We start from the raw sequence: 23606 nt of genomic DNA, 5'->3' as shown, positions 1-23606 counted from the left end.
GTATGTTAACAAGAATTACTAGTCGCGAACGGGCTCAAGAATCACTTTGCTGATGTTCAGGGATTTCGTTTTACCACGAGTCTGATTTCTACGGGAGAGCGTGAAACGCAGACGTGGGAAAGAAACATAACCAGCAGGCAGATTTACATAGCACTTCGGGAACTCAAATGAATCAAAGAGAACATAGCTCTGGATTGAATCGTTGGAAATTGTAATGTTTCTTGCACTACCTATGGAACGATTGGTTACGTCGTCAATGATATCACAATCAAACGTTGTAGTTTCCTCAATTTCTTGCCCTGTCGTACGATCGTACTGAATATTAGCAATATTCGTACGGTTCGGAAGCATAATAGCACTGATTTTATACTTTGTACTATAAATATTATTCAAAATGATATCGACAGTCATGTTACCGTTTGATGCTTCAAAGCGACGATACATATTGTTCTCAACACTACCCTTCACATTTTCGTTACGATTAGCGGGAGTCAATTCAACAAGTGTTCCTTGACGAGTAGTCAGAGCGGTTAAGTCATTTTGAGTTGTAGCAATAAAGAAACCATACTGCAATTTAATTTCGTTCTTAGAAACAATTGAATAAGCAGGATTTACATTATAGCTATTGACTGCGTATATGTAACCATTTGAAGCTTTATATGGAGACTGTCCATTAAAGATAGGATTGACACCACCTGGATTGGAATTATAATAAGTCACATTATTTGTAGACTTAATAGAATCTGCATGAGTAGCGTAATGATTCACCTGAGCTGAATCTGTCTGATTTGCAACAGGGAATTGGCTAGTACTGAAGAAAGCGCTACTAATAAGCATATCTTTTGCACTATAAGATTGCAGAGAGTCAGCGTTCACACGGAGTGCGTTATTATCTGTCTTATCAAAAACACGACGCTCACTTGACCAATCATAGGCATAACTACTACCGTACTTGAACAAAGAGCTGACAGAATTGAATGCTGTCTCAAAAGCAGCATCAGAAGGAAGAACTGCAATGTAGAGTGAGTCTTCATTCTTTACTCTTGCACCACAAGCATCTAAAATCTTGTTAGTCTGGTGGTATACTGAATCAACATATACCATCTGGCCATTTTCATTCATCGCACCTTGAGTACTACCAGATTCAGAGAAAGTTTCCTTGTCTACTTTTGGATCTTTCAACGCTGCCCAAACCTTTGAAAAATTAGGGTTTGCAGCAAGATAATCATATATATTATAGGCAAAAGGAGAACGGCCATTTAGCAAATGCAAAGAACCATTTGCTGACACAATATTACCTGCAGAAGCATCAACAGCTACGGAATTAAACAGATTATGAGAAACCTCGTAGACACTAACCTTAGCATTCAGCAGACGTACTTTTTGTGTACCAACATTAGACTCGTTGCTAAAACGTGCAATATGGTTCAGAACAAATTGATTGGCGACATCATAGTTGATTTGCCAAGCTTCTCGATTAGACTGTGATGTCGGGTCAGAAGACTGTGCTAACAATTGATCACGTTTATCAAGTAATTTCAAATAATAAGATGCATTGTACGTACCATCTTTAGGTGCCCAAACAGTGAACGTCTGAGCCTGATTAAGAAGCTCACCCAGAGTTTGCTTTCCACTCTTGTCGTTAGCATTCTTCATCACATACGTACGACTCATAATCATCGCGAGAGAGTCTGTAGCACCATTGCTTTGTATGTTTTCCCAAAGAGTTTTGGAAGAAGCAGCGCCACTTTTTACATCATAATGGTCGTCGGAGCAAGCAGTTGTTCCTAAAAGAACAAGTGCCCCCATAAAGCCATAACGAGCAAAATTTATATATTTCATATTCTTTTCTGTTTTCAATCGGTTATTGGAATGAAAAGTGGGCAGTCTCTAAAGAAATAGAGACTTGCCACTTTCATATTTTTACCATGGATTCTCTGCAGCAGAACCATTATATACATTAGAGGGACAATACTCTATGTAGTCCAAGAAGAACTGAGAGTCCAACTTCTTGAGTGCTGATTTAAAACGTATATAGTAGGTCTTGCCTGCTTCCATATATTGGATGCCAACGATACGGCGCACAACACAATAGGTTTTACCATTAGGCAATGCACGAGCTTTAGATGTACCTGTACCGTCACTTGCACCAAAGTATAGGGGGGCTTTCATATAGCCTTGAATACGCAAGTTCTTATCGTTTTCAATATTGGTTTCAACGTCTGGCACATCATCTTGCCAATTCAATTGAGGATTGGAGTTGTTATCAACAGGCTGACGGAGGTCAAGGGGTAATCCTGTCGGTTGCAAGCGATAAGGGTCTTCACCAAAATAAGGTTGAGCCATACCGCGTAATGGGTTCTGAGAAATACCAAGGCGGATCTCGTAAGTACCAGACTTTGGTACAGGCGGGAGACGCAAAGTAAAGTCGAAAAGACCTGCAGCCATAAATTCATCACCTTGATAGTCCGTCCAAGAGGTGCCCCCTGCCCAAGCGGCATTAAGATAAGCGAACTTTGTACCAGAGGATTCGTTTGTAATTGCAGAAAAGTAACCCTTCGGGAAGAAGTGATAGTCAGCACCACGAATAGAATTAGACAACATTTCACTCAAGATTGTTGACAAATCTATACGCATACGTTCTCCACCCAGAGCATCAGCAACTTCTGTTGTCTTTAATAAAATGCCATCAATAGGATAGTAAAAGCCATTAAGCGCATTGTTATCGTACTGACCATTAGTTGCTGAAATCTTCACATTAAGACCTACACCTGGTGCGTGAGCAATCGTGGAAACCTCAGAATAGTCGCCATCAAAACCATCGTTATATTTAGAAACACGATTCAAATATATTTCATGTTCTCCTGTAGGAACTTGAGTCACTTTCAAGATATCATGATATTTACCTACGGTACGATAGTAATCCCATACATCAACAGAATAAGTCAGACGCTGAGGATTTTTCATATCCGCACCATACTTATAGCCATATTCACTCAAGTGTACTACCAATTTATTATAAGGTATACGACCTTCAATAAAGTGATAAGCAACAAAGCGATTAACTGGATTTTTAGGATTTTTCAAATCATTGACATGGCTTGATCCATAAACGGGTTCAAGTTTAGCAAGAATAACTTGTTTTACTTGATCCCAGTTTGTAATAGTTCCCTCGGAATTAGTAGTAACATTGATGCCCCACTCACGAGCATAAACATCATCAGTCTCAACAAATCCAGTAAAGCCTAAATAACGCTTTTGTGGAATTAAGAGGTCACGATAAACAGCGAATGTAGTTCTAGGTTCTTTCTCTTCATGCTCAATATTCTCATAAGCAAGATCACGATCAACAGCCAAAGAATCTGCTAAACCTGTCTCCTCAAGAAGACGACCCATAATCTTCATATTCGGTGCTTGCTGAATCATCTCAGCCACAGTATTTGCAGACGGAGATATCACGCAATTCACGAGATGTACGATACCATTTGAAACTTTCTGATTCTCTTTAATAACAGTAGATGTACCATTGATAACATACGGACTGTTATTTTGAGTAGAATCTTGATGACAAGAAAGTAAACGGTCATTAAGGTTGGACAAAGTAAACGTACCAGAAGTTGGGAAATCTGGTGTTTCGTAAGCACCTTCTGTTCCATTATCAATCACGCAATTGAACGCGATTAGCTGGGCTTGTTCGTAAGTTAGAGAACTAACATCAGTTGAGCCAGTGAGAGATGAAACATACTTTTTAACAGCTGAATTTGTCGGAGCAAAAACTGTATAATTACCACGAGCTGATAACACTGCTGACAAAGAAGAAGCATTGTCAGATCTACCAAGTTTTACTCGATCAAAGATAGCTTTGATATCTGACAGAGAGTCAGAAGCTACCAAATAATCCGTAACAGTCTTATCCTTAGCTATTGCAAAGTTTGAATCATCAATGTCTTCCTTGCAAGATTGCAGGGAAAAGGCAAAGGTACACAGCAACAAGAAGCTGCAAAATCCTTTGATTCTAGATATTACAATATTCTTTTTCATATTTCCAATATTATTTCTTGCTATATCTGTCCCAAACTGGATTCTGATTCAGTTTACCACCTGCAGGAACTCCATTGACTTTCATTTCATCAGAGAACACAGGATTATAGAGAGAATAAAGCAATTTCAAACGGTTCTTGAGAGAAGTAGAGAGAGACATATTATCCGATAGAGATTTAGTCGGATCGTTAGTAGCTTCAGCCTGACGCACAATATCAAACCAGAATTTACCTTCCCCAACAAATTCTCGTTGACGCTCCTGATAAACTAAAGTCAGCAAATTAGCTGCTGTCTTATCTTTACCATAATAGATATTGAGATTCGTACGGTCTGTATTGAGACGAGTACTCTTATACTCACTCTGCTCCGTTGCTGTAGCAGGTTTCAGACCTGGATTGTATCTACCGAAGAGAGCATTTACCATATCAAATCCTTCGCAAATATCTGCATTAACAATACCCGAAGCTGTCGCAGCCTTATCTGATTCTGCATGTTTGCGGGCAATAGCCTCTGCCTTCATCAACATAATATCTGAAAGACGATAAACTGGCCAATTGGCATCAGAAGTTGAAGAGGTGCGGAATGTATAGTTTCCACCTTTACCCATCTCTTGCCAATTATTTGCAGAAACAGAACTTGCAAGGTTTTTGATATACGGATAAACAGCATTAGCAGAGAAGGATGTAACTTGACTTATTTGCATAGTCTCAAGCATGCGGAAGTCCGTACGTCCAAAACCTTTTGCAGACTCATTACTATTGACATTTGCGAACAAAGAATTGACAACAAAAGCAGAAGTAGAAACACCTGAAGATGTATAGTTACTTAAATATCTGCCATAAGCACCATTAACATTGTTTACACCATCAAACTGCACTTCAAAGATACTCTCAGAGGAATTCTTATCACCAAAGATACTATTGTAAGCAACATCGGGAGTACCGCCCGTTACTTCGACAATACGAATCAAAGGATAAGGCTGAGTTTTCTCAATTGTAGAAGCAGAAGTATTCTTCAGCAAATTTTCCTGATATTTTGCTTTCATATAATCCAGTACGGCATCACAATGCTGGATAGCCTTATTAAAGCATTCCTGCGCTAAAGCGTTAGTATAAGCGTCATTTATAACCTTACCTTTTGCCGTACGTGAAACTTTAAGAGTATCTTTCCCAACAATAGAGTCCGTTGTCACATCAGAAATATTAATGATGTGTCCATAGGGAGTATTCGTTGGTTTCTTCGTATAATTTTTGAGAAGACATCCACGCCAAAGGTACATATCTGCAAGTAAGGCACGGATACCACGCTTCGTGAAACGCCCTTTATTATCGTTTTCGGAACCAAAGTTATCAGCTGCATAATCTTTTACGACCTCTAAAGAATCTATAAGATCGCCAAGAATAGCAACTCCGGGAGTTGCAGGGATACGCGCTGCCATAGCTTGCTTATCTGTTGACACTGGTTCCGAAACATAAGGTACATCACGGAATGCACGAATCAGGTAGAAATAATACAAGGCACGGAGTGCTTCCATTTCCGCTTTAATAGGACGCCATTCACCTGTCCCAAGACTAGGGTCTACACCTTTATTAACCATTTGCTGTCCTCTAGAGAGAACAAGGTTACAATAATTAATACCAGTATAGAAAGTAGACCAAGAGAACATATTCTCTGAAGGCATGAGAACACCTTCTTGTAAATGAAGCAGCGATGTATTATCCAACTTCATTAACTTAAAGTTATCTGAGCGAAGTTCTCCCCACAGCATAACACTTGGAGTGGTACGATTGAGAATCGTATAAGCACCTGCACGGACATTATTAAGGTCGTTCTTATCCTCCCAGAATTTTTCTTCTGTAATCTGGTCGGTCGGATAGACGGTCAAGTAATCGTCACATGATTGCAATACTCCACCAAAGCAGAGAATACCTGCTAAAGAGAGTAACTTGACATATATTTTATTCATTTTCATTGTCTTCTTCCAATTAGAAACCAAAGTTCAAACTAAAGGTAAAGGAGCGAGAACGCGGAGTTTGTGAACTATCGGTACATGGACTAAATCCATAAGCCGAATGTTCAGGATCTACACCTGAATATTTCGTCCAGAACAATAAATTGTTTCCAGAGAAAGCAAAACGAAGCGAACTCAAGCCATACTTCTTCAACTGCTTAGCAGGAACTGAATAAGAAAGCTGGAAGTACTGGAAACGAAGGAAGTCACCAGGTTCAACATAGCGATCGCTAATCAATGCATTATAAGATACACCGATAGATGCATTCATCGCGCGTGGAATCTGAGTTACTTGACCATTCTTTCTCCAACGATGGTTCACAGATGCACTTTGATTGCGGTTTGTACGCATATCTTCGGCGTACATACGTGCAAGGTTTAGAATCTTATTACCTATACGGAAGTTGAAGTTAGTCTTTAACTGCCAGTTACCATAAGTTAAGTCGATACCAAAACCACCATTTACTTTCGGGTTAGAACCGCCAAGGTATACAATATCTAATTGGTTGATTTCACCATCATGGTTAATATCATCATAAATTACATCACCACCCTGGAATTGATAGTTAATACCTCCATAGTTGTACATCATCGGTAGCGGATTACCATTCTTATCGTAAATCACATTACCTTGAGCATCACGGGCGATAGGAGCCGTCTTACCCGAATTCTTCGCTGTATTACGATTTGTTCCATCAGGATTATTAGGAGTATTTCCACTATAGAAGTATTGGTTCTTATCATCATTCAAGAAATAACCATTATGCGCATAGTCGTATGCATAAATACCCTTGTAGCGATAACCATAAATACCACCTAAAGCATTACCAATCTGAACACGGCGTAATACTTGCTCATTCTCATAATTCACCTCTGTGTTATTACTTGCCAAAACGGAAGCATCCATTTGGGTGATAGTATTTATGTTCTGAGCAATATTGAAACGAAGTTTTGCACTAAACTTTCCAACCTTAAAGATTGGACGTGTAGTGAGATAAAGTTCCCAACCTTCATTTTTCATTGAACCTACATTAGCATAATCCAGACGAGCATAACCTGTTGAAGAAGGGACACTTACACCGCTATTAAGCAAATCAGTCGTTCTCTTATTATATATATTCAAATCAAACTGCAAAAGGTCTTCTAATAAATTTAAGTTGAAACCTAAGTTCCAAGACTTTGTCTTCTCCCACTTCAACTCAGTGAGGCGAAGATTAGAAGGAACGATAGCTGTTACACCATTATAAACACCTGCTGCTGAATACTTATTAAAGATTAGTCCCTCAGAACCTGGAGCATTACCAGTAATACCCCAACCTGGGCGGAAGGCCAACATACTTACAACCTTTTTAACAGGTTGAAAGAATTTCTCATCACTAATATTCCAACGACCTGATACACCAGGGAAGAATCCCCACTTACTGCCAGAACCAAAACGGGTGCTACCATCTGCACGCAACGTAACATCGACAGAATACTTAGAACCGTAAGAATAGTGGATAGAGCTGATACCACTCATTGTGTGACCTTTACCAGTCGAAGTACTACTACCTGTTAGATAACCAGGAACAGTTGCGTCAGTAATACCACCATTGATACCAGAATTACTAGAATTTTGGTGAGTACTATTACTTGAACCAACCTCGAAACGTGCAAGAATTTGAAGAGAGTGGTTGTTATTGTAAAAATAGGGTTTGAATACAAAAGAATGACGAGTCGTGAACTGAAGATTCTTGAAATCAGAATTAGAAGTCAAATCAACGCCATCAGACCATGCACGAGACGTAAGACTGTGAGGATAATATGCATCACGAGTTTCAGTATAAGCATTCATATACACTTCACCCGTATAATTCAACTGAGTTTCATCATCAGCCTTACCTAAGAGCTTGTATTCCAAAGAGAATTGTGGGGTAATGGTGTAAGTAGACCATCTACGCCAAGCCTGATTTGCAATTGCAACAGGATTACCATTTCTCACCATATCAGCAAGATAGTAAGAAGAACGGTTACTATTAGCACCGACTAAACCTGCAGCACCTGCAGCAGGAGGCATGATGAAGTATTCACCGGTATTGTAATACTCACCTACTCCGTCAGCAGTTTCACGATATTCATTACGATAAACTGTCATATTAGGCATTGCCTGATATGCATAGTTCAGTAGATTATCGTCGTAGTTCTTATCATTCTTTGTATATGTAAGACCAAAATCAGAAGTAAACTTGATACGATCACTTACCCAATAGTCCAAAGCCAGACGCGTTGTGAAACGATCCAAAGCCTGCTTAATGATGGTACCTGTTTCGTGAACATAAGAACCAGAAATACGGAAGGTTGCTTTTTCACCACCACCTGCAACAGCGAGGTCAACACTATGAGACTGACCGAATTGTGTTACTTCTTTGAACCAATCAGTATTCTTATTATAATTACCATAATAAGCTGGATAGTTCTGGAGATACATAATTTCAGCAATACCAGAAGCATTGTCGCTCTGAGTTGGATTGAAGTAAGCTTCCTTCAACATCATCGTGTAACCATCACCATTGAGCATCTTCATGCCTTCAGGCTGCCATGAGCCATTGAAACGATAACCAACATTTACCTTGGTTTTACCGCGGGCACCACGACGAGTTACAATTTCAATCACACCATTAGAACCACGAGAACCCCAGATAGCTGTTGCTGCAGCATCCTTGAGGACGTTGATACTTTGGATATCTTCAGGGCTAACCTGCAACAAAGTAGCAAACTGTTCTTGATTTTCAAGATTAGAAAGATCGAGATCGCTCTTGTTATAATCCTCCATAATGTAACCATTCACAACAATCAGCGGTTCTTGAGAACCGTTAATTGAAGATACACCACGCAAACGCATGGATGTACCAGCACCAAGGTTACCAGAATTTGCAACAATGTCCAAACCTGCAATCTGACCTTGCAAAGCTTCACCAGCAGTCTCAAAAGAAAGACCTTCCATGTCGTCCATGTTAAGTGTCTGCTTAGCTACAGAGATTTCACGTTCAGGAATTGTCAAACCATTCGACTTCACACGACGTGTACTCGTTATAACTGCTTCCTTCAAGGTACTCTTATCCACAAGTTCTATACGGAAAGAACGCTGTGCACCAATGGTCGTCACTTTAGTGACATAACCAATATAAGATACTTGGAGTCGGTTATTGGGATTCTTGATGGCTAATGAGAAATTACCATTTGCATCGGTCTGCGTTGCAGAAACGTTACGGTTATTGGCATCTTTCTCAATTACGTTTGCCATAACAATCGCACCTTCCCCTTTACTCCATACATGACCAGTGATTCGAGTCTGTGCAAATGCAATAGAAAAGCAGAAACACAGAACGAGGGTCAGTAGATACTTCATGTTATTCATAATACTATATTATTTGTATGGTCTGTATTTTGCAACAAATCGTCTTGCACTGCCAGATGTTGTCCAAGCACTATCATAACGGCCGGATTTTAACTTCATAAAATTGAGAACTCCATCAATCTGATGAATAGCAGCATAAGAAGAGACCTTCACATAACGAGATTGCGTCATATTAGAAGGAGCTCTGTCAAAGTTCATGTCACGGGCAACCAAATTATAAGGCGCAATAACATGACGAGTATCACCATTAAGGTCCTTTAATTCAATTGCATTTGTCGTTTGCTTCAAGCCAATAGACATATACACATTTCTATCGTTATCAATACAAGATGTTTGATACGTACCACTATTAGTGGCATTATCTACATAGAAAGCATTGTCTTGGAAGTGATACTTCAAGAAGTTCACAAGGCATACAATCATAGCTTGTGCCTTAATCTTGGCATCAGAATTTACTACACCAGTTGCAGCGTCCGTATTTGCATCGAGATAATTTTGAATCGAAGTCCAAGTAGGTAGACCATTAGCAACAGCTGCAGCCATAGCTGCATTAGTAGGAATGTAAATAGTATAACGGTAGTTATTGAAGAAACGGACCAGTTTTTCTCCATTTGCAGGATGATTACCAGCATTGTCTTCAGCTACAAAGATACGATACTTATTCTGCTCGTTATTCCAAAGAGCTGCTTCATTAGCCTTTCCGTTAATACTATCTTTAAAGCCTGCCTTCTGAAGCAGTTCTGAGTCAAAGAAATTACAGAGATCATAGAATTGGCTGAATTCTGAATGATCGCGCATAATTGCGAAAACCGAATTCATTGTAGGCTGCATCGGGCGATCGAGCAAGTAAGTCATACCATTACCATAACCATTCTTTTCAGAAGTCATGTCAAAACCTTCCGTAACAGTACTTACATTGTTATTGTCTGCAGAAGCATCGCTATTTTGATCCAACTGCAAACCACCTTCGACCTTCATTCCACGACCATTATTATTAGCATCGCCAGCATGAGCCAAATAGATAGGAGCGCCACTGCGAGAGGTGAAGAAACGATTACCAGCATTCATACCTCTAGTATCATTGTTCTCATGAACCACAATATGCTGATTTACCATTTCAATGAGCAACTCACGTTTTGTTGCACCATAGTCATTATTCGCATAGGAATTATCCAAAACGTCATTGGGCAATGACTGATAACGACCTGTAACTTGACCGTCTACAGAAGCATCTCGATCCTTGTCGGGATTGTATTTGCGTGCAATAGCTTTGATGGGCAAACGAGGAGAGTTATCCGTTGCAGAAGTTGCACCATACTCGAAAGTCCAATAACGACGATTGGAAGGAATACCACTTGACATAGATACAGGATCCACATAACCATACTTTGCAAGTCCGTCATCTGTCGGAACAAAGAAAGAGAAGCGGCTCTGCATAGCTTTCAAGTAAGTACTGAAATACTGCTTCAAGGGAGCGCTTGTATAAGAAGTACCATCAATATATGGTTCATCTGCACGCAACACTGAGCGAATCACCTTCGTGTTTGATTGAAGGATAGCTGGTGCTATTACAGCTGCATAGTCAGCAGGAGTAATAACAGTATTCATTATATATACTACACCATTATTAGCAAGAAGAGTCTTTTCAAACAAATTCTTGTAAGCAGCTTCACTTCCATAAGTTGTTGCTGGGAACATTTGATCCTGAGCATCATTCATAATGGTCAAGTACTTGCTAGGAACGGTCTCTGCATAAGAGTCCTTCATCAAGTTATTAACAAGTGCTTGGATCACACTCAGAGGAATCTGCTGAATATTGAAAAGCAAATTCTCTTCTGTGTTTGCCTTTTTACCATAACGATTGATAAGAACACGACCTCCACCATTAAGGAAGTATTCCTTCATAGCTTTATCACTTGGTACGAACATAGCCGCCATATCATTTTCTTTCTTCGTAGAAGAAGATATCGCATATGTATTCCAAGCTGGATCAAAGCCTAGTTTTGGAAAATCTACCAGCGACTTTCCTTTTGGATCAAGGGCAATAGCAACGTTACCTTGAGAGTTTGAAGAAATATAACGTTTCTGGAAGATTGAGTCACCATTTATATTATGGAGAGCTGAATATTCATCCGTCAATGTACGAGAAAAGTATGGCGCACTAAAACGATCTAGCAAAGCATTGAAATACTTCGTATCACCATTTGTACGAATCACCTCAGCCATATTAGGAGGAGTCACAAGAACTGAATCGAGAACGTGATAGTAACCATTCAGACAAGTCACATCTTGTTCAACAACTCGACGATTGTAGATATAGCTACGATTCTCCGTTTCAGGCCAACTTCCATTTGGAAGGTTCAGGATGAAAGCAACGTCATCATGCTTCACTTTCTTCTCATTCATATTTCCTTCGAGGAAGTGAGTCATCATTGGATTAGTTGCATCCACTGCCATATATATACCACCGCGAGCTTCTCTACGGTAGTAGTTCCAGTATTTAGTATCACCTGCATCCGTACCATCAGCATCAGGCTGATTAAGATTTTCAGGCAACTGATACCATCTCCAATACGGCACTGTGTCAGTTGCCGTTGCATTAGAGACTTGGCGTAAACACAAGTTTTTACCATTATTTTCTGTATTGGAGAGCTTCTCCATTACATACGCATTATTCAACATAGAGTTGTTGAGCAATACGCGCTTCTGATTTGTTGAGAGCTGATCATAGCTTCTAATGGGATTACCATTGCCATCTTTCCAAGTTGTGGTTTGGAAGAAATGTTCATAGGCTTTGTCATCGGCCACAAAGAGCGTCAAGCTACCCGTCTTCGACAGCACATCCTTATACCCCAAATCATTCACCAGACGAATTGTAGTCTTAAATGTTCTGTCGGTACGGTTATTCAACTCATCATATATACTCGCTCCAAGAAACGCTGGTTTCTTTTCATCCAGATCATTATCCGAACAAGAGTAAGTAATACCGCAAGTTGAAAGCAAACACAACGCACCTAGCATTGCAGTTCCCAATCGGTTAAATCGGTCCTTCATACCTTTAAGTAATTGATTATTTTGTAGTTATATTTAATTCAGTGTTTACACACAATTATACGTTGGGACAAAGATAATTTTTTCTTATCATTTGACACGCAAGTATTGCAACTAATAAATTATTAGTTTATATTTTTTAACAATCAACAAAGGTAAATATGGTTAAGCATTGATGGATTGGTACACAACATTTATAGAAAACAAATGCTATAGAAGAATAACCAATCCACAATTACATCCTAAAAAACAATAGATTACGTATTTTAAAAGCACTCACATTTCCAACAATTAAAATTTATGAGCAGAAACACAAGTGCTTAAAAAATACTTTAAAATATCTCAAAATTGAGAACCTAACGAGGCTTCTAAAATAAATCCGAAAAGGACGAAACTAACTATAAATTAAGAGAGTGCTAAACGAGCAATTCCTTCTACTTCTATCAACCAACCAGGGCGACATACACGAGCCTCAACAATTAGCACTGGAAGATGATGCAATCTCTTTTTCAAATACGCTGCCACTACGGGATAATCAGAGATGTCACGCAAATAAACAATAGCATATTCCAAATTAGACAAAGAAGCCCCTCCGTCGTTCAGCAATTTTTCAATATTAAGAAACAGACGCTCAGTCTGTGCTTGAACATCTCTCTCATAAAGCACTTTTCCCTGGTTATCAATGCTAGCTGTACCTGACAACATCAAATATCGTTGCCCATTTGCATCTAAACTTGTAGCGCGTTCAAACGCCACGCCATATTCACGAGTGGGATTGAGGTATTCAAGTGCCTGAAGATAACGAACATCGTTGCGTTGCAAACCATCAACAGACAAAAAATCAGCACATACAATCGATTCTGCATTGGAAGGATAGCCACCAATACCCGTAGAGGCTATATAATGAGTATCTCCTGTAAGCCCTTCTTTAGCAAATACTTTATTACGCCCCACAACCACACCTTGGTAGTTTCTATCCACATCTCGCACATAGAACCACGTGCGATGACAATTTGCTTCAAGTGTAAGCCCTTCTTCTTTCAAGAATTGTTGATGTCGACGGAACGTTTCAATTGTTTCTTCTTCTGCGGAGAGGCTTTTTGCTTCAGCCGCTGTGAAACGAACTGATTGAAACAATATTTTCAACGCCCCTATGCCCATCTTCATTCGCTCAGGAGTACCTACTTTTTCTACATTCAATTCTGTTGTTAAAACACAGTGTAGAGCTACTTTCTCACCACTCAATAAGGGCTGTTCAATAAAGCTAATAGCACCTGCTTTGAGCTGGTTCCAAAGAGGATGTTGATGGAGAACTTCTAACTGATTAGCTGCATCTGAAAGATAAATACGTGTAACCAATAGTTGAGTCAGAGTAAGTTTTTCATTTTTCAGCATATCGACAAGTTGAACACTGAGACTATTCAACTGCTCGTCTAGTCCTCCTTGCTGAGTGGGGACCATAATTTTGAATATTAACATATCTCTGTCAAATACTTATTTACCAACATTTCCACCTTCTGCGGTTTTATGCCCCAACGTGGAGCAATAAGCAGTTCGCTTGGCGATTCCGAAACATAACGTTCAAGTGCCACAGAGGGCTTCAAACGTTTCAAAAATCGTGCAACAAGCTGAGCGTACCCCTCTGCTGTCATCAAAGAATAGTCCGCTTGATGGTGTATAAAATCTTGCGCCATAACTGTTCCTCGAAGAATTTGCAACTGATGAAGTTTAAGCACATCAATTGGCAATTCATTTATTCTGTCTGCTTGCTCCACATCACGATCTTGCGTAACAGTGGGAAGTCCCATAATGAGATGTACTCCAATCGTCAGTCCGCGCTCTGCAATGGCTCTAATAGTTCGTTGCGCACAAGCAAAATCATGTCCTCTATTGATGCGTTTCAACACATCGTCATAGGTACTTTCTACACCTAGTTCAATGTGTACAAAAGCTTCTTTATTCAACACTGCTAAATAATCCAGAACGTCCACCTCCACACAGTCGGGACGCGTAGCTATCACAAGGCCGTCAACATCTTGAACACTCAATGCCTCTTCATAGAGTTGGCGCAAACGTTCTAAAGAAGCATACGTGTTCGAATACGACTGAAAATAAGCCAAGTAGTGCGTATTACTCTTCGCCTTGTGAGAGAAAAAATTTTTTCCTCGTTGAATTTGTTCTGTCACGCTCAAGTGCGGATCACAGTACTGCGGACTATAGCTATAATTGTTGCAGTAAGAACATCCTCCTCTACCTACCCGACCATCACGATTAGGACATGTGAAACCTGCATCGATAGCCAACTTTTGAATTGGCCCCGAAACGTGGTGCGACAGGAATTCTGAAAAAGAGGGATTATCCATAGGCGCACAAAGGTAGTAAAATAATGGCTGAATAATGAAATTTGAACTGAAAAGGAGCAGATGCTTTTGGGCGTAAATCTCCTTATTGCATAAAAGAATACAATAAAGATGTCAGCTGACAGAATAAGGATGTCAGCTGACACACTTATTGTATTTAAGAAGATGATAAAGAAAGGATGATTATGAAGAGAGATAACGCTCTCCTTAAGAACATTTTCCTGTTGTCACATCGTCACGTTGTCACACTTAATTGCTAAAGTATTGAAAAAGTTCTCATTACTAGTGCGACAACGGTGTGACAACAAAACTTTAAAATAGACATTTGTTGTCACACCGATAAGTATCTATCCAAAAAGCCGTTCTTCTTTACAAATAGCCGTAACACAGCTTTTTCAGAGCAAGTCTTTATAAGCTTCTATCGCACGCTCTGTCGTCTTCACAGCTTCTTCCAAGGGAAAAGGGAGTTCTCCGCCACTGGCATTAAGATGACCTCCACCATTGAAAAATTCTTCTGCCATTTTATTACAAGGAAAATCATCAACACTGCGCAACGAAACCCTAACAACATCTTTTTCTGTATCTTCTCGAAGGCTGATACTCAAACGCATACCTTTCACTTGCAGGGGCATATTTACCAACCCCTCAGCATCGCCACGAATGAAATGAAAATCTTTCATTTCATTCCTCGTTATAGTGAAGATACTAGCCTTATTATCCGCATAAAACTTCAATTTCTCATAAAGTATATAGCCTTGTAAGCGCAAACGATCTACAGAATAAGTATTGAAAACATTTCTATATATCTTATCCTTGTCAATTCCTTTCTCCAGTAATTTGCTAATAATGGTATAGATTTCAGGATTATTCGAGTTGTAAGTAAAACCTCCTGTATCGGTCATCATACCACAATAGAGCGCGGAAGCCCCCTGAGTTGTCATTGTTTCGTATCCTCCCAACTGATAGATTAGGCGAAAGACAAGTTCTGAAGTAGAACTCATCTCGGGATGAGAGATAATAGTTTGAGCACATGTCGTATCAGGAGACAAGTGATGGTCTATCATCAAACGCTCTGCCTTTGAATTAGCTACAACATCACCCATTTCCTGTAAACGATGCAACGAATTAAAGTCTAACATACAAATAAGGTCTGTACCTTCTATCAAGTGGCGAGCAACGTCACGCTTATGGTCATAGAAAACCACCTTCTCCGAGTTAGGAAGCCAACGGAGAAAATCAGGGAAAGGGTTAGGCATTACAATAATAGCTGATTTTCCTAATCCTTGCAAATATTCGGCCCAACCCAGCGCAGCACCTAAAGCGTCGCCATCTGGTCCTCTATGCCCCATAATTACAATTTTACGCGCATTTTGAAGTGTGCGCATCAAAGAAAATAGAGTAGTATTATCTAAAAGAGGATTCATCAATAATTATTTTCTAAAAAAGTTTAGTTAAGTTGATACTAAAAAATCATTTACAGGCACTTTAATGCAGCCACCTCACCAACAGGATCGAAAGACTTAAAGATGGCACTTCCAGCTACAAGGGCATCGGCTCCAGCTTCTTTCAACTGTTTTCCAGTCGTTCTATTGACCCCTCCATCCACTTCTATCAAAGCTTTTGAAGCCTTACGATCTATAAGTTCACGCAACTGACGTGTCTTTTGGAGGCTATTTTCTATAAATTTCTGTCCGCCAAAACCCGGATTCACACTCATAAGCATAACGAGATCCAAATCTTGAATAATATCCTCAAGCAAGCAAACGGGGGTGTGTGGATTAAGAGTGACACCTGCCATCATTCCCGCATCTTTAATTTGTTGAACTACGCGATGAAGATGTATGCAAGCTTCATAATGCACATTCATTATCTTGGCACCTAAAGCGGCCACTTGACTCACAAATTTCTGTGGCTCTACAATCATCAGGTGCACATCCAATGGTTTCTTAGCTGCTTTAGCCATTGCTTCCATAACGGGAAAGCCAAAAGAGATATTGGGTACAAAAACGCCATCCATCACATCGAGATGAAACCAATCAGCTTCACTAGCATTTAGCATTTCTATGTCACGCTGCAGATTTCCAAAATCCGCAGACAGAAGGGAGGGAGATACGATCATATATCTAAATCTTTTAATGATTTTTCTGAGCCATCATCAGATAATAGGATAGAGTTATTCTCTCTAAGCTTCTGAATATAGGCAAGTTCATTCAATGCAAAATCAGCATTTAACGGTTCTTTCAACATTTTCTTATAAACGTTTTCAGCACTGATCAAGTCGCCAAGTTCAACATGTACATAAGCCCAACGACGACGAAGAAAGTTCATAAAGCGCTCTTCTACGTCCGTCATTGGCTCTGCTCCATCAGTGTACTTCTCTCGGAGCTCTTTAATAAGAGTATTTATAACGTAAAGGGAGCGAAAATCGCGCGCATTTACTAATGTATTTACATAGGCGATACTAACACCTATATCTCTTATATGAAAAATGCCATCCAAATAATAATAAGCTTGATCATAGAGCTTCAACTCTGCATAAGAAGAACCCAAATAAAAGGCAGTTAAGAACAAAGTGTTTTGGATTGCTTCATCTTTGGGAAGCTCATACGCCAACATCTTATTCCAAACGGGTGCCAGATACGCAATCACCTCATAATAACGTTCTTGACGAAAGCATTTCCTTCCCCAATAAACCTTCTGAGCAAAGTCATCCGTTTGCCACAATGCTAACATCTGCTGATCTTCCGTAAGCTCTTCTTGTTTGCCCGCAAAGATTTTATCAATTGCATCCTGCCGCATATAAGCCAGTTCTTTCAAGCGTTGCTCATTATCGCCCTTATCATAAGCCAAATAGAAACTAGAAGACTTCAAGGCTCCTGGCACTTCAAAGGCTCCAGCTTCTGCATTGACATCAGCAACAGCCGCCACTACATAAAGACATTCTTGAGTTTCCTTATCTGCTTTAAGAACAATCGTAGCTATACGCAGAGAGTCATTTTCTTTCGTCTGATATTTATACTTCACAAGCAGAGTAACAACATCTTTAACAAAAGAAGGCTTCCCTTCCTCTTCCTCAGCAATAAGAGAAGAAAGCACATTGAAAGTTTTAACTTGTTCAGCTGACGACAAAGTCTTAATACTATCTGATACTATAGTAATATCAATTATTGAAGGCTGATTTATTTGAAAAACAGTAGCTAAAAGAGAAGCAACACTTATAGGTAGTCTCGCCCCTGATCTATAATTAAACGATTCATTATCAGTCTTTTTTACTTTTCCTTCATTATTTAAGTGAAAAAGTTCAAGAGAGTCCAACAATGCATTTTCACGCGCATAGTTCAAATTATTTTTCTCTACGTCATAAGGCGAAGAAGAGGAACCTTCTTTTTCTAGAAGCAAAAACTCATTTGTAAAGATTCTTCGAACATCAAAGAATCCTTCCAAAAGAGTTAAAAAGGCATCTTTTGTCCGCAGAGTATCATCAGTAAAAAAGAAAGGTGCAGAAATATGGACAATCATATTCTTTTTATCATCACTATATGCATAATAAACTGTATGACAAAGAACTATAGTATTAACCCGATTACAAATAACTCGCAATAAATCTATTTTTTCAGCAGATACTTCTGCGATACCTTGAAAGAAAATAACCACCTCACCACTATGGGGAAAAATCCGCATATTATAATATCCATTTTGGAAATTAAAACGAAATTCTACGAGGTCATCCTTGCGTTTTTCTCGAGTGTACGTGCAACCGATCGATTTTAAGAGATTCTCAGCGTGTTTAGAATTATCCTCCTGAGAGCTTTTTCCGTTCTTTTTTGAGAAAAAGGCTCTAATTCTCTCTTTTGAGGAAAAAAATAGAATGACGGCTATCAACAAGACATCAACAACAACTGCTATAACATTTATAAAATCCATGTAGGTTACACCTCCTTAAACATTATACAAATGTACCATAAAAATATGGAATCCTTATAATCCAGCGGAAATTATTATTTTTGCGTTCCATAATCATATCAAAACAAAACTATGTCCGTACGCCAAATCCCCCTGGAAGATTTTTTTCGCAATAGTCCGCAAGCAGCGTTTCAATTATCCCCCGACGGGAAGCATCTCTCCTTCATGGCGCCCTATCAAGACCGAATGAATATTTTTGTTCGCAACTTGGACGAAGAAGAAGCCACGCAGCTGACCCACGAAACCGAGCGAAGCATTGATGGCTATTTTTGGGTGGACAATACGCGCATATTATTTATGAAAGATGATGGAGGCGACGAGAACTATCACCTCTTCGGTGTAAATCTTGATGGTTCTGACCTCCGCTGTTATACTCCTTTCGACGGAGTACGTGTAAGAATCATTGATGACCTAGAAGATATTCCAGACCAAGTGCTTATTGGCATGAATAAGCGTAATCCCGAGGTTTTTGACCCGTATCGTCTTGATTTGAAAACTGGAGAACTGACACAACTAGCAGAGAATCCTGGAAATTGGCAGGGATGGATGACTGACCACAATGGAGTTCTTCGATCTGTAACGGCCATTGTTGACGGTGTAAATACTCAGATTCTCTACCGCGATCATGACAACGAAGATTTTCGTGCAGTACTGACAACGAGCTTCAAGGAAAGCGTTGATTTCATAATATTTACGCCTGACAATAAGTATGTGTACGCTGCAACAAATTTAGGACGCGACAAATCTGTCTTGGTTCTCATGGATCCTGCTACGTGCGAGGAAATAGAAATGCTCTATGAAAACCCCATTTACGATATATCTTCTATCAGCTACTCCCGAAAGCGAAAGAAACTACTGGGCGTATTCTGTAGCGGCCACAAAGAGCCTGTACGCCATTACTTTGACGAGGAAGAAAAGAACTTAAAAGAAAAAATGAGGAGCTTCTTCCCTGGTCTCCACTGCGGTATGAGCGATTGCGATAAGGCTGAAGAGAAGTATCTACTTTATGTGGGTAGCGATCGCAATAAAGGGGCATATTACTACTACGACATTCACGAAGATCAGCCTCGAAAAATTGCTAGTCTTTCACCATGGCTCAACAAAGAAGAAATGGTTGAAATGGAAGCAGTCAAATATACTACGCGTGATGGACTAGAACTGGAGGCTTATCTCAGTTTGCCTAAAAGCTTCAATAAAAAGAATCCTACTCCTCATCCTGTTATCATCCATCCACATGGAGGTCCTTGGGCACGCGATTATTGGGGATTCGACTCTGTCGTTCAGTTTCTCTGTAATCGTGGTTATGCTGTCTTTAGCATGAACTTCCGTGGTTCAACAGGTTACGGACGCAAATTCCTAGAAGCCAGCTACAAAGAATGGGGACGCAAGATGCAGGACGACATCTCTGATGGTGTGGCTTACCTCATAAAAGAAGGTATTGCTGACTCCAAACGAGTAGCCATTTATGGTGCGTCGTATGGGGGCTATGCTGTTTTGGCCGGCCTCGCCTTTACGCCAGAGCTCTATTGCTGCGGTATAGACTATTGCGGTGTCTCAAACCTCTTCACCTTCATGAAGACTATCCCACCCTACTGGAAGCCAATGCTTGAAATGATGTACGAACAAGTGGGCAATCCAGAAACTGATCACGACTTGCTAGCGGCTGCTTCACCGGCACTCCATGCCGACAAAATACGCGTACCACTCTTTATTGCTCAGGGAGCTAACGATCCACGCGTCAATAAAGCAGAAAGCGACCAAATGGTAGAAGCTCTCCGAAAGAATGGCGTAGAAATAGAATACATGGTAAAAGAAAACGAAGGACATGGTTTCCACAATCAAGAAAATCGCTTTGACTTCTACCGCGCTATGGAAAAATTCCTCACAAAATATCTATAAACCATCGCGTAAACGCTAGAATTATAGTTTTATTGTGTTATTTTCCGCACCCAAGTATTGTTTTATAACATACATTTATTACATTTGCAACCGATAACTATAAAATTACTGCCTATCGAAACAGCATTACTCCAAAATCAAAACATCTGAAAGTAATGACTACTCTCAATTTTCAGCCGGACGAAATTCTTGTCGGCCTTTATGCACAAGGAGATAATGAGGCTTTTGATGTTCTCTTGTCCCGCTATAAAGATAGGCTCTATTCCTATATAAATTATATTGTACGTAATGACGATGTTGCGGAGGATATCTTCCAAGAAACGTTTGTCAAGGCTATTATAACCATACGTCAGAACAAATATCACGAAAGTGGTAAGTTCTATGCGTGGCTGACGCGCATAGCACACAATCTCATTATCGATTTCTTTCGCGTAGAGAATGCTAATACGGTAGTTTCTAATGATGAAGTAGAATACGATATTTTTAATAATGCAAAACTGGCTGACACTTGCATCGAAAATAGTTTGGTGAACGACCAAATCCTAAACGATGTGCGGAATTTGATGAATCATCTTCCGGAAAGTCAGCGGGATGTTGTCTATATGCGCTACTATAAGGAGCTTTCTTTCAAAGAGATTGCCGAACTGACAGGCGTTAGCATCAACACAGCTCTTGGACGGATGCGTTACGCTATCATGAATATGCGCCGCATGGCGGAAGAGCATAATATTCAGCTTAACGCCATCTAAACAGAGCTTATCCACACATTTTTATATAGACAGAGTTCTCCTGTACAGGGGAACTCTATTTGTTTTTACTGTTATGAGAGAAGAAAAACACAGAAAAGCAGAAAATAAATCAAGAAATACATACTAAAAGTATAGGCTCTGCGTTTGAATAAACAGATGCGGCGAAATAGGAGAAATAATGCAGCCACTAACCGCACAAGAATAAATTATAAAGCAAGTTGCCTATGACTGATTCTTTACCACATCGCACTTCGCCACGCGAAGACACTCTAAAATTTCTTCGGGAATTTGCCCGCTTCTATCAGCCTGTGACACTGCCCACAAATGATGACACGGACTCCACAATGGGTTCGCTCTCAACCTCCCTCTGTTAATAAAACACTAAGCACACACCTCTTCTCGGACGCTGTGTGCTTTTCCATTTATAAAGCATTTATCAATGAAGAAAATCTTATTGCTCGGATCTGGCGAATTAGGCAAAGAATTTACCATTGCGGCCAAACGCTTGGGACAATATGTTATTGCGTGCGACAGTTACGCTGGAGCTCCAGCACAACAAGTAGCCGATGAAGCGGAAGTATTCTCTATGCTCGATGGCAATGCCCTAGAGGCAGCCGTTCGCAAGCATCGTCCCGACATCATTGTTCCCGAAATCGAAGCCATCCGTACGGAGCGGCTCTACGATTTTGAGGAACAGGGCATACAAGTTGTGCCGTCCGCTCGTGCTGTCAATTTCACGATGAATCGTAAAGCTATCCGCGATTTAGCTGCTAAAGAACTAGGCGTTAAGACTGCTCGCTATTTCTATGCAAAGAACTACGATGAGTTACAAGCGGCGGCCAACGAAATAGGTTTCCCATGTGTTATCAAACCCTTAATGTCGAGTTCTGGACACGGGCAGAGCCTTGTAAAAAATCTCGACCAACTTCACGATGCGTGGACATCAGCCATAGAGGGAAGCCGAGGCGACATTCAAGAAGTTATCATTGAGGAATTCATCCAGTTCGACAGCGAAATTACACTACTTACCGTCACTCAGAAAAATGGTCCCACACTCTTCTGCCCTCCCATTGGACACGTGCAAGAACATGGCGACTATCGGGAAAGTTTCCAACCTGCAGCAACTACTCCCACTCAGTTGCAAAAAGCCGAGGAAATGGCGGCAAAAGTGACTGAAGCATTGACGGGCGCAGGTATCTGGGGCGTAGAATTCTTCTTGAAAGGTGATGAAGTCTACTTCTCAGAACTCTCTCCTCGCCCCCACGACACGGGTATGGTCACACTTGCCAATACGCTCAACTTCAACGAGTTCGAACTCCACCTACGTGCCGTTATCGGTTTGCCCATCCCCTGCATCAAACTCATGAGATGTGGAGCGAGCGCAGTGATTCTCTCTCCCATAGAATCAGAAAAACAACCACAATATCGTGGACTTGAACAAACGTGTGAGGAGGATGCCGATGTCCGCATTTTTGGCAAACCCACAACAAGACTTCATCGCCGTATGGGGGTGGTGGTTGTGAATGGTCCGACGAATGCCGACTTAAATGCTATTCGAGAAAAAGCCAAACGCTTGGCCAATTACGTTGAAGTTTACTAAGACAAACTGTCCTTTATTGCTTTCTAGCAACAGAAGGCTAGAGTTTTATACTCAAAAGTCTGCAACACTTTCCCAAAAGATTGCAGACTTTTTCATGTGACATGCCATGCCTTCTCCAGAAAGAAAAGACCTTACTTACTGTCGTTTTATTTGACATTCCACTTTTTCAATCTAGAAATTAAACACATTCATTTTCCCTGGAGAAAGGTCGAAGTTAACATCAAAAATCATAGTTGCAACCATTAGCAACCCTTTCACCAAAGAAAATAAGTGAAAAGAACTCCATTTTCGGATAAATTAAAGGGTAAAAACGAGCCATAAAGGCATATTTTTCTTTATTCTATCCAAAAATGCAATAAGACTTTCAGCTGAGAACCTTATTGCGTTTGAAAATTCCCTTATTGTATTTTCAATTTCTCAAGGAGAAAATAAAATTTGTAGTATAGAAAATAAAATTTCTCAAGGAGAAATTTTAAATAGGCCTATTTTAATGATGCCTCAAAACTGCGTTATTTTCGTCCTCAGGCCTTTACGC

General features: G+C 40.1%; 14 protein-coding genes. 4 read left to right on the top strand and 10 right to left on the bottom strand.

Annotation, left to right across the window (positions count from 1 at the left end):
* Positions 1–18: 18 nt before the first annotated feature.
* The 10 genes from ACO4R2_RS05360 to ACO4R2_RS05315 form a co-directional block, all read right to left on the bottom strand.
* Entirely contained in the window at positions 19–1842 is a 1824-nt protein-coding gene (locus ACO4R2_RS05360) for a hypothetical protein (protein ID WP_484769466.1), read from the bottom strand.
* An 81-nt stretch (positions 1843–1923) separates the two neighbouring features.
* Positions 1924–4041, bottom strand: a complete 2118-nt coding sequence (locus ACO4R2_RS05355) for a fasciclin domain-containing protein (protein WP_484769465.1) — start codon at positions 4039–4041, stop codon at positions 1924–1926.
* Positions 4042–4051: 10 nt separating this feature from the next.
* A complete protein-coding gene (locus ACO4R2_RS05350; protein WP_347719865.1) occupies positions 4052–6007 on the bottom strand; it encodes a RagB/SusD family nutrient uptake outer membrane protein in 1956 nt (651 codons plus the stop codon).
* A gap of 19 nt (positions 6008–6026) precedes the next feature.
* Complete coding sequence (locus tag ACO4R2_RS05345) at positions 6027–9449, bottom strand: SusC/RagA family TonB-linked outer membrane protein (protein ID WP_311490116.1); 3423 nt, start codon at positions 9447–9449, stop codon at positions 6027–6029.
* A 9-nt stretch (positions 9450–9458) separates the two neighbouring features.
* Positions 9459–12503: a hypothetical protein gene (locus ACO4R2_RS05340; protein WP_484769464.1), complete on the bottom strand. Its 3045-nt coding sequence runs from the start codon at positions 12501–12503 to the stop codon at positions 9459–9461.
* Between the two features lie 402 nt (positions 12504–12905).
* A complete protein-coding gene (locus ACO4R2_RS05335) occupies positions 12906–13979 on the bottom strand; it encodes a Rid family hydrolase (RefSeq protein WP_484769463.1) in 1074 nt (357 codons plus the stop codon).
* Positions 13973–14863, bottom strand: a complete 891-nt coding sequence (gene mnmL, locus ACO4R2_RS05330; RefSeq protein WP_484769462.1) for a tRNA modification radical SAM protein MnmL/YtqA — start codon at positions 14861–14863, stop codon at positions 13973–13975. Before mnmL ends, ACO4R2_RS05335 begins: the two co-directional genes overlap by 7 nt.
* A gap of 392 nt (positions 14864–15255) precedes the next feature.
* Positions 15256–16284 (bottom strand): DHH family phosphoesterase, encoded by a 1029-nt coding sequence (locus tag ACO4R2_RS05325; protein ID WP_484769461.1) that lies wholly within the window; start codon positions 16282–16284, stop codon positions 15256–15258.
* A 50-nt stretch (positions 16285–16334) separates the two neighbouring features.
* Entirely contained in the window at positions 16335–16979 is a 645-nt protein-coding gene (rpe, locus tag ACO4R2_RS05320) for a ribulose-phosphate 3-epimerase (protein ID WP_484769460.1), read from the bottom strand.
* Entirely contained in the window at positions 16976–18784 is a 1809-nt protein-coding gene (locus ACO4R2_RS05315) for a hypothetical protein (RefSeq protein WP_484769459.1), read from the bottom strand. The genes rpe and ACO4R2_RS05315 overlap by 4 nt, the downstream gene beginning before the upstream one ends.
* A 111-nt stretch (positions 18785–18895) precedes the next feature.
* On the opposite strand from ACO4R2_RS05315, the gene ACO4R2_RS05310 reads away from it, so the two are divergent.
* The 4 genes from ACO4R2_RS05310 to purT all read left to right on the top strand — a co-directional run bounded on the left by ACO4R2_RS05310 (position 18896) and on the right by purT (position 23071).
* Positions 18896–20722 (top strand): S9 family peptidase, encoded by a 1827-nt coding sequence (locus ACO4R2_RS05310; RefSeq protein WP_484769458.1) that lies wholly within the window; start codon positions 18896–18898, stop codon positions 20720–20722.
* A 155-nt stretch (positions 20723–20877) separates the two neighbouring features.
* Complete coding sequence (locus tag ACO4R2_RS05305) at positions 20878–21471, top strand: RNA polymerase sigma factor (RefSeq protein ID WP_484769457.1); 594 nt, start codon at positions 20878–20880, stop codon at positions 21469–21471.
* Between the two features lie 224 nt (positions 21472–21695).
* The gene (locus ACO4R2_RS05300; RefSeq protein WP_311490125.1) at positions 21696–21845 is read left to right on the top strand and encodes a hypothetical protein; all 150 of its coding nucleotides are present in this window, start codon (positions 21696–21698) and stop codon (positions 21843–21845) included.
* A gap of 65 nt (positions 21846–21910) precedes the next feature.
* Positions 21911–23071 carry a formate-dependent phosphoribosylglycinamide formyltransferase gene (gene purT / locus ACO4R2_RS05295; protein WP_484769456.1) on the top strand — a complete coding sequence of 387 codons (1161 nt, stop codon included), beginning with the start codon at positions 21911–21913 and terminating at the stop codon, positions 23069–23071.
* Positions 23072–23606: the final 535 nt, after the last annotated feature.

The organism is Alloprevotella sp. (assembly GCF_057240785.1).
Note: the sequence above shows the minus strand (reverse complement) of the source record. Positions and strands in the feature narration are given on the sequence as shown.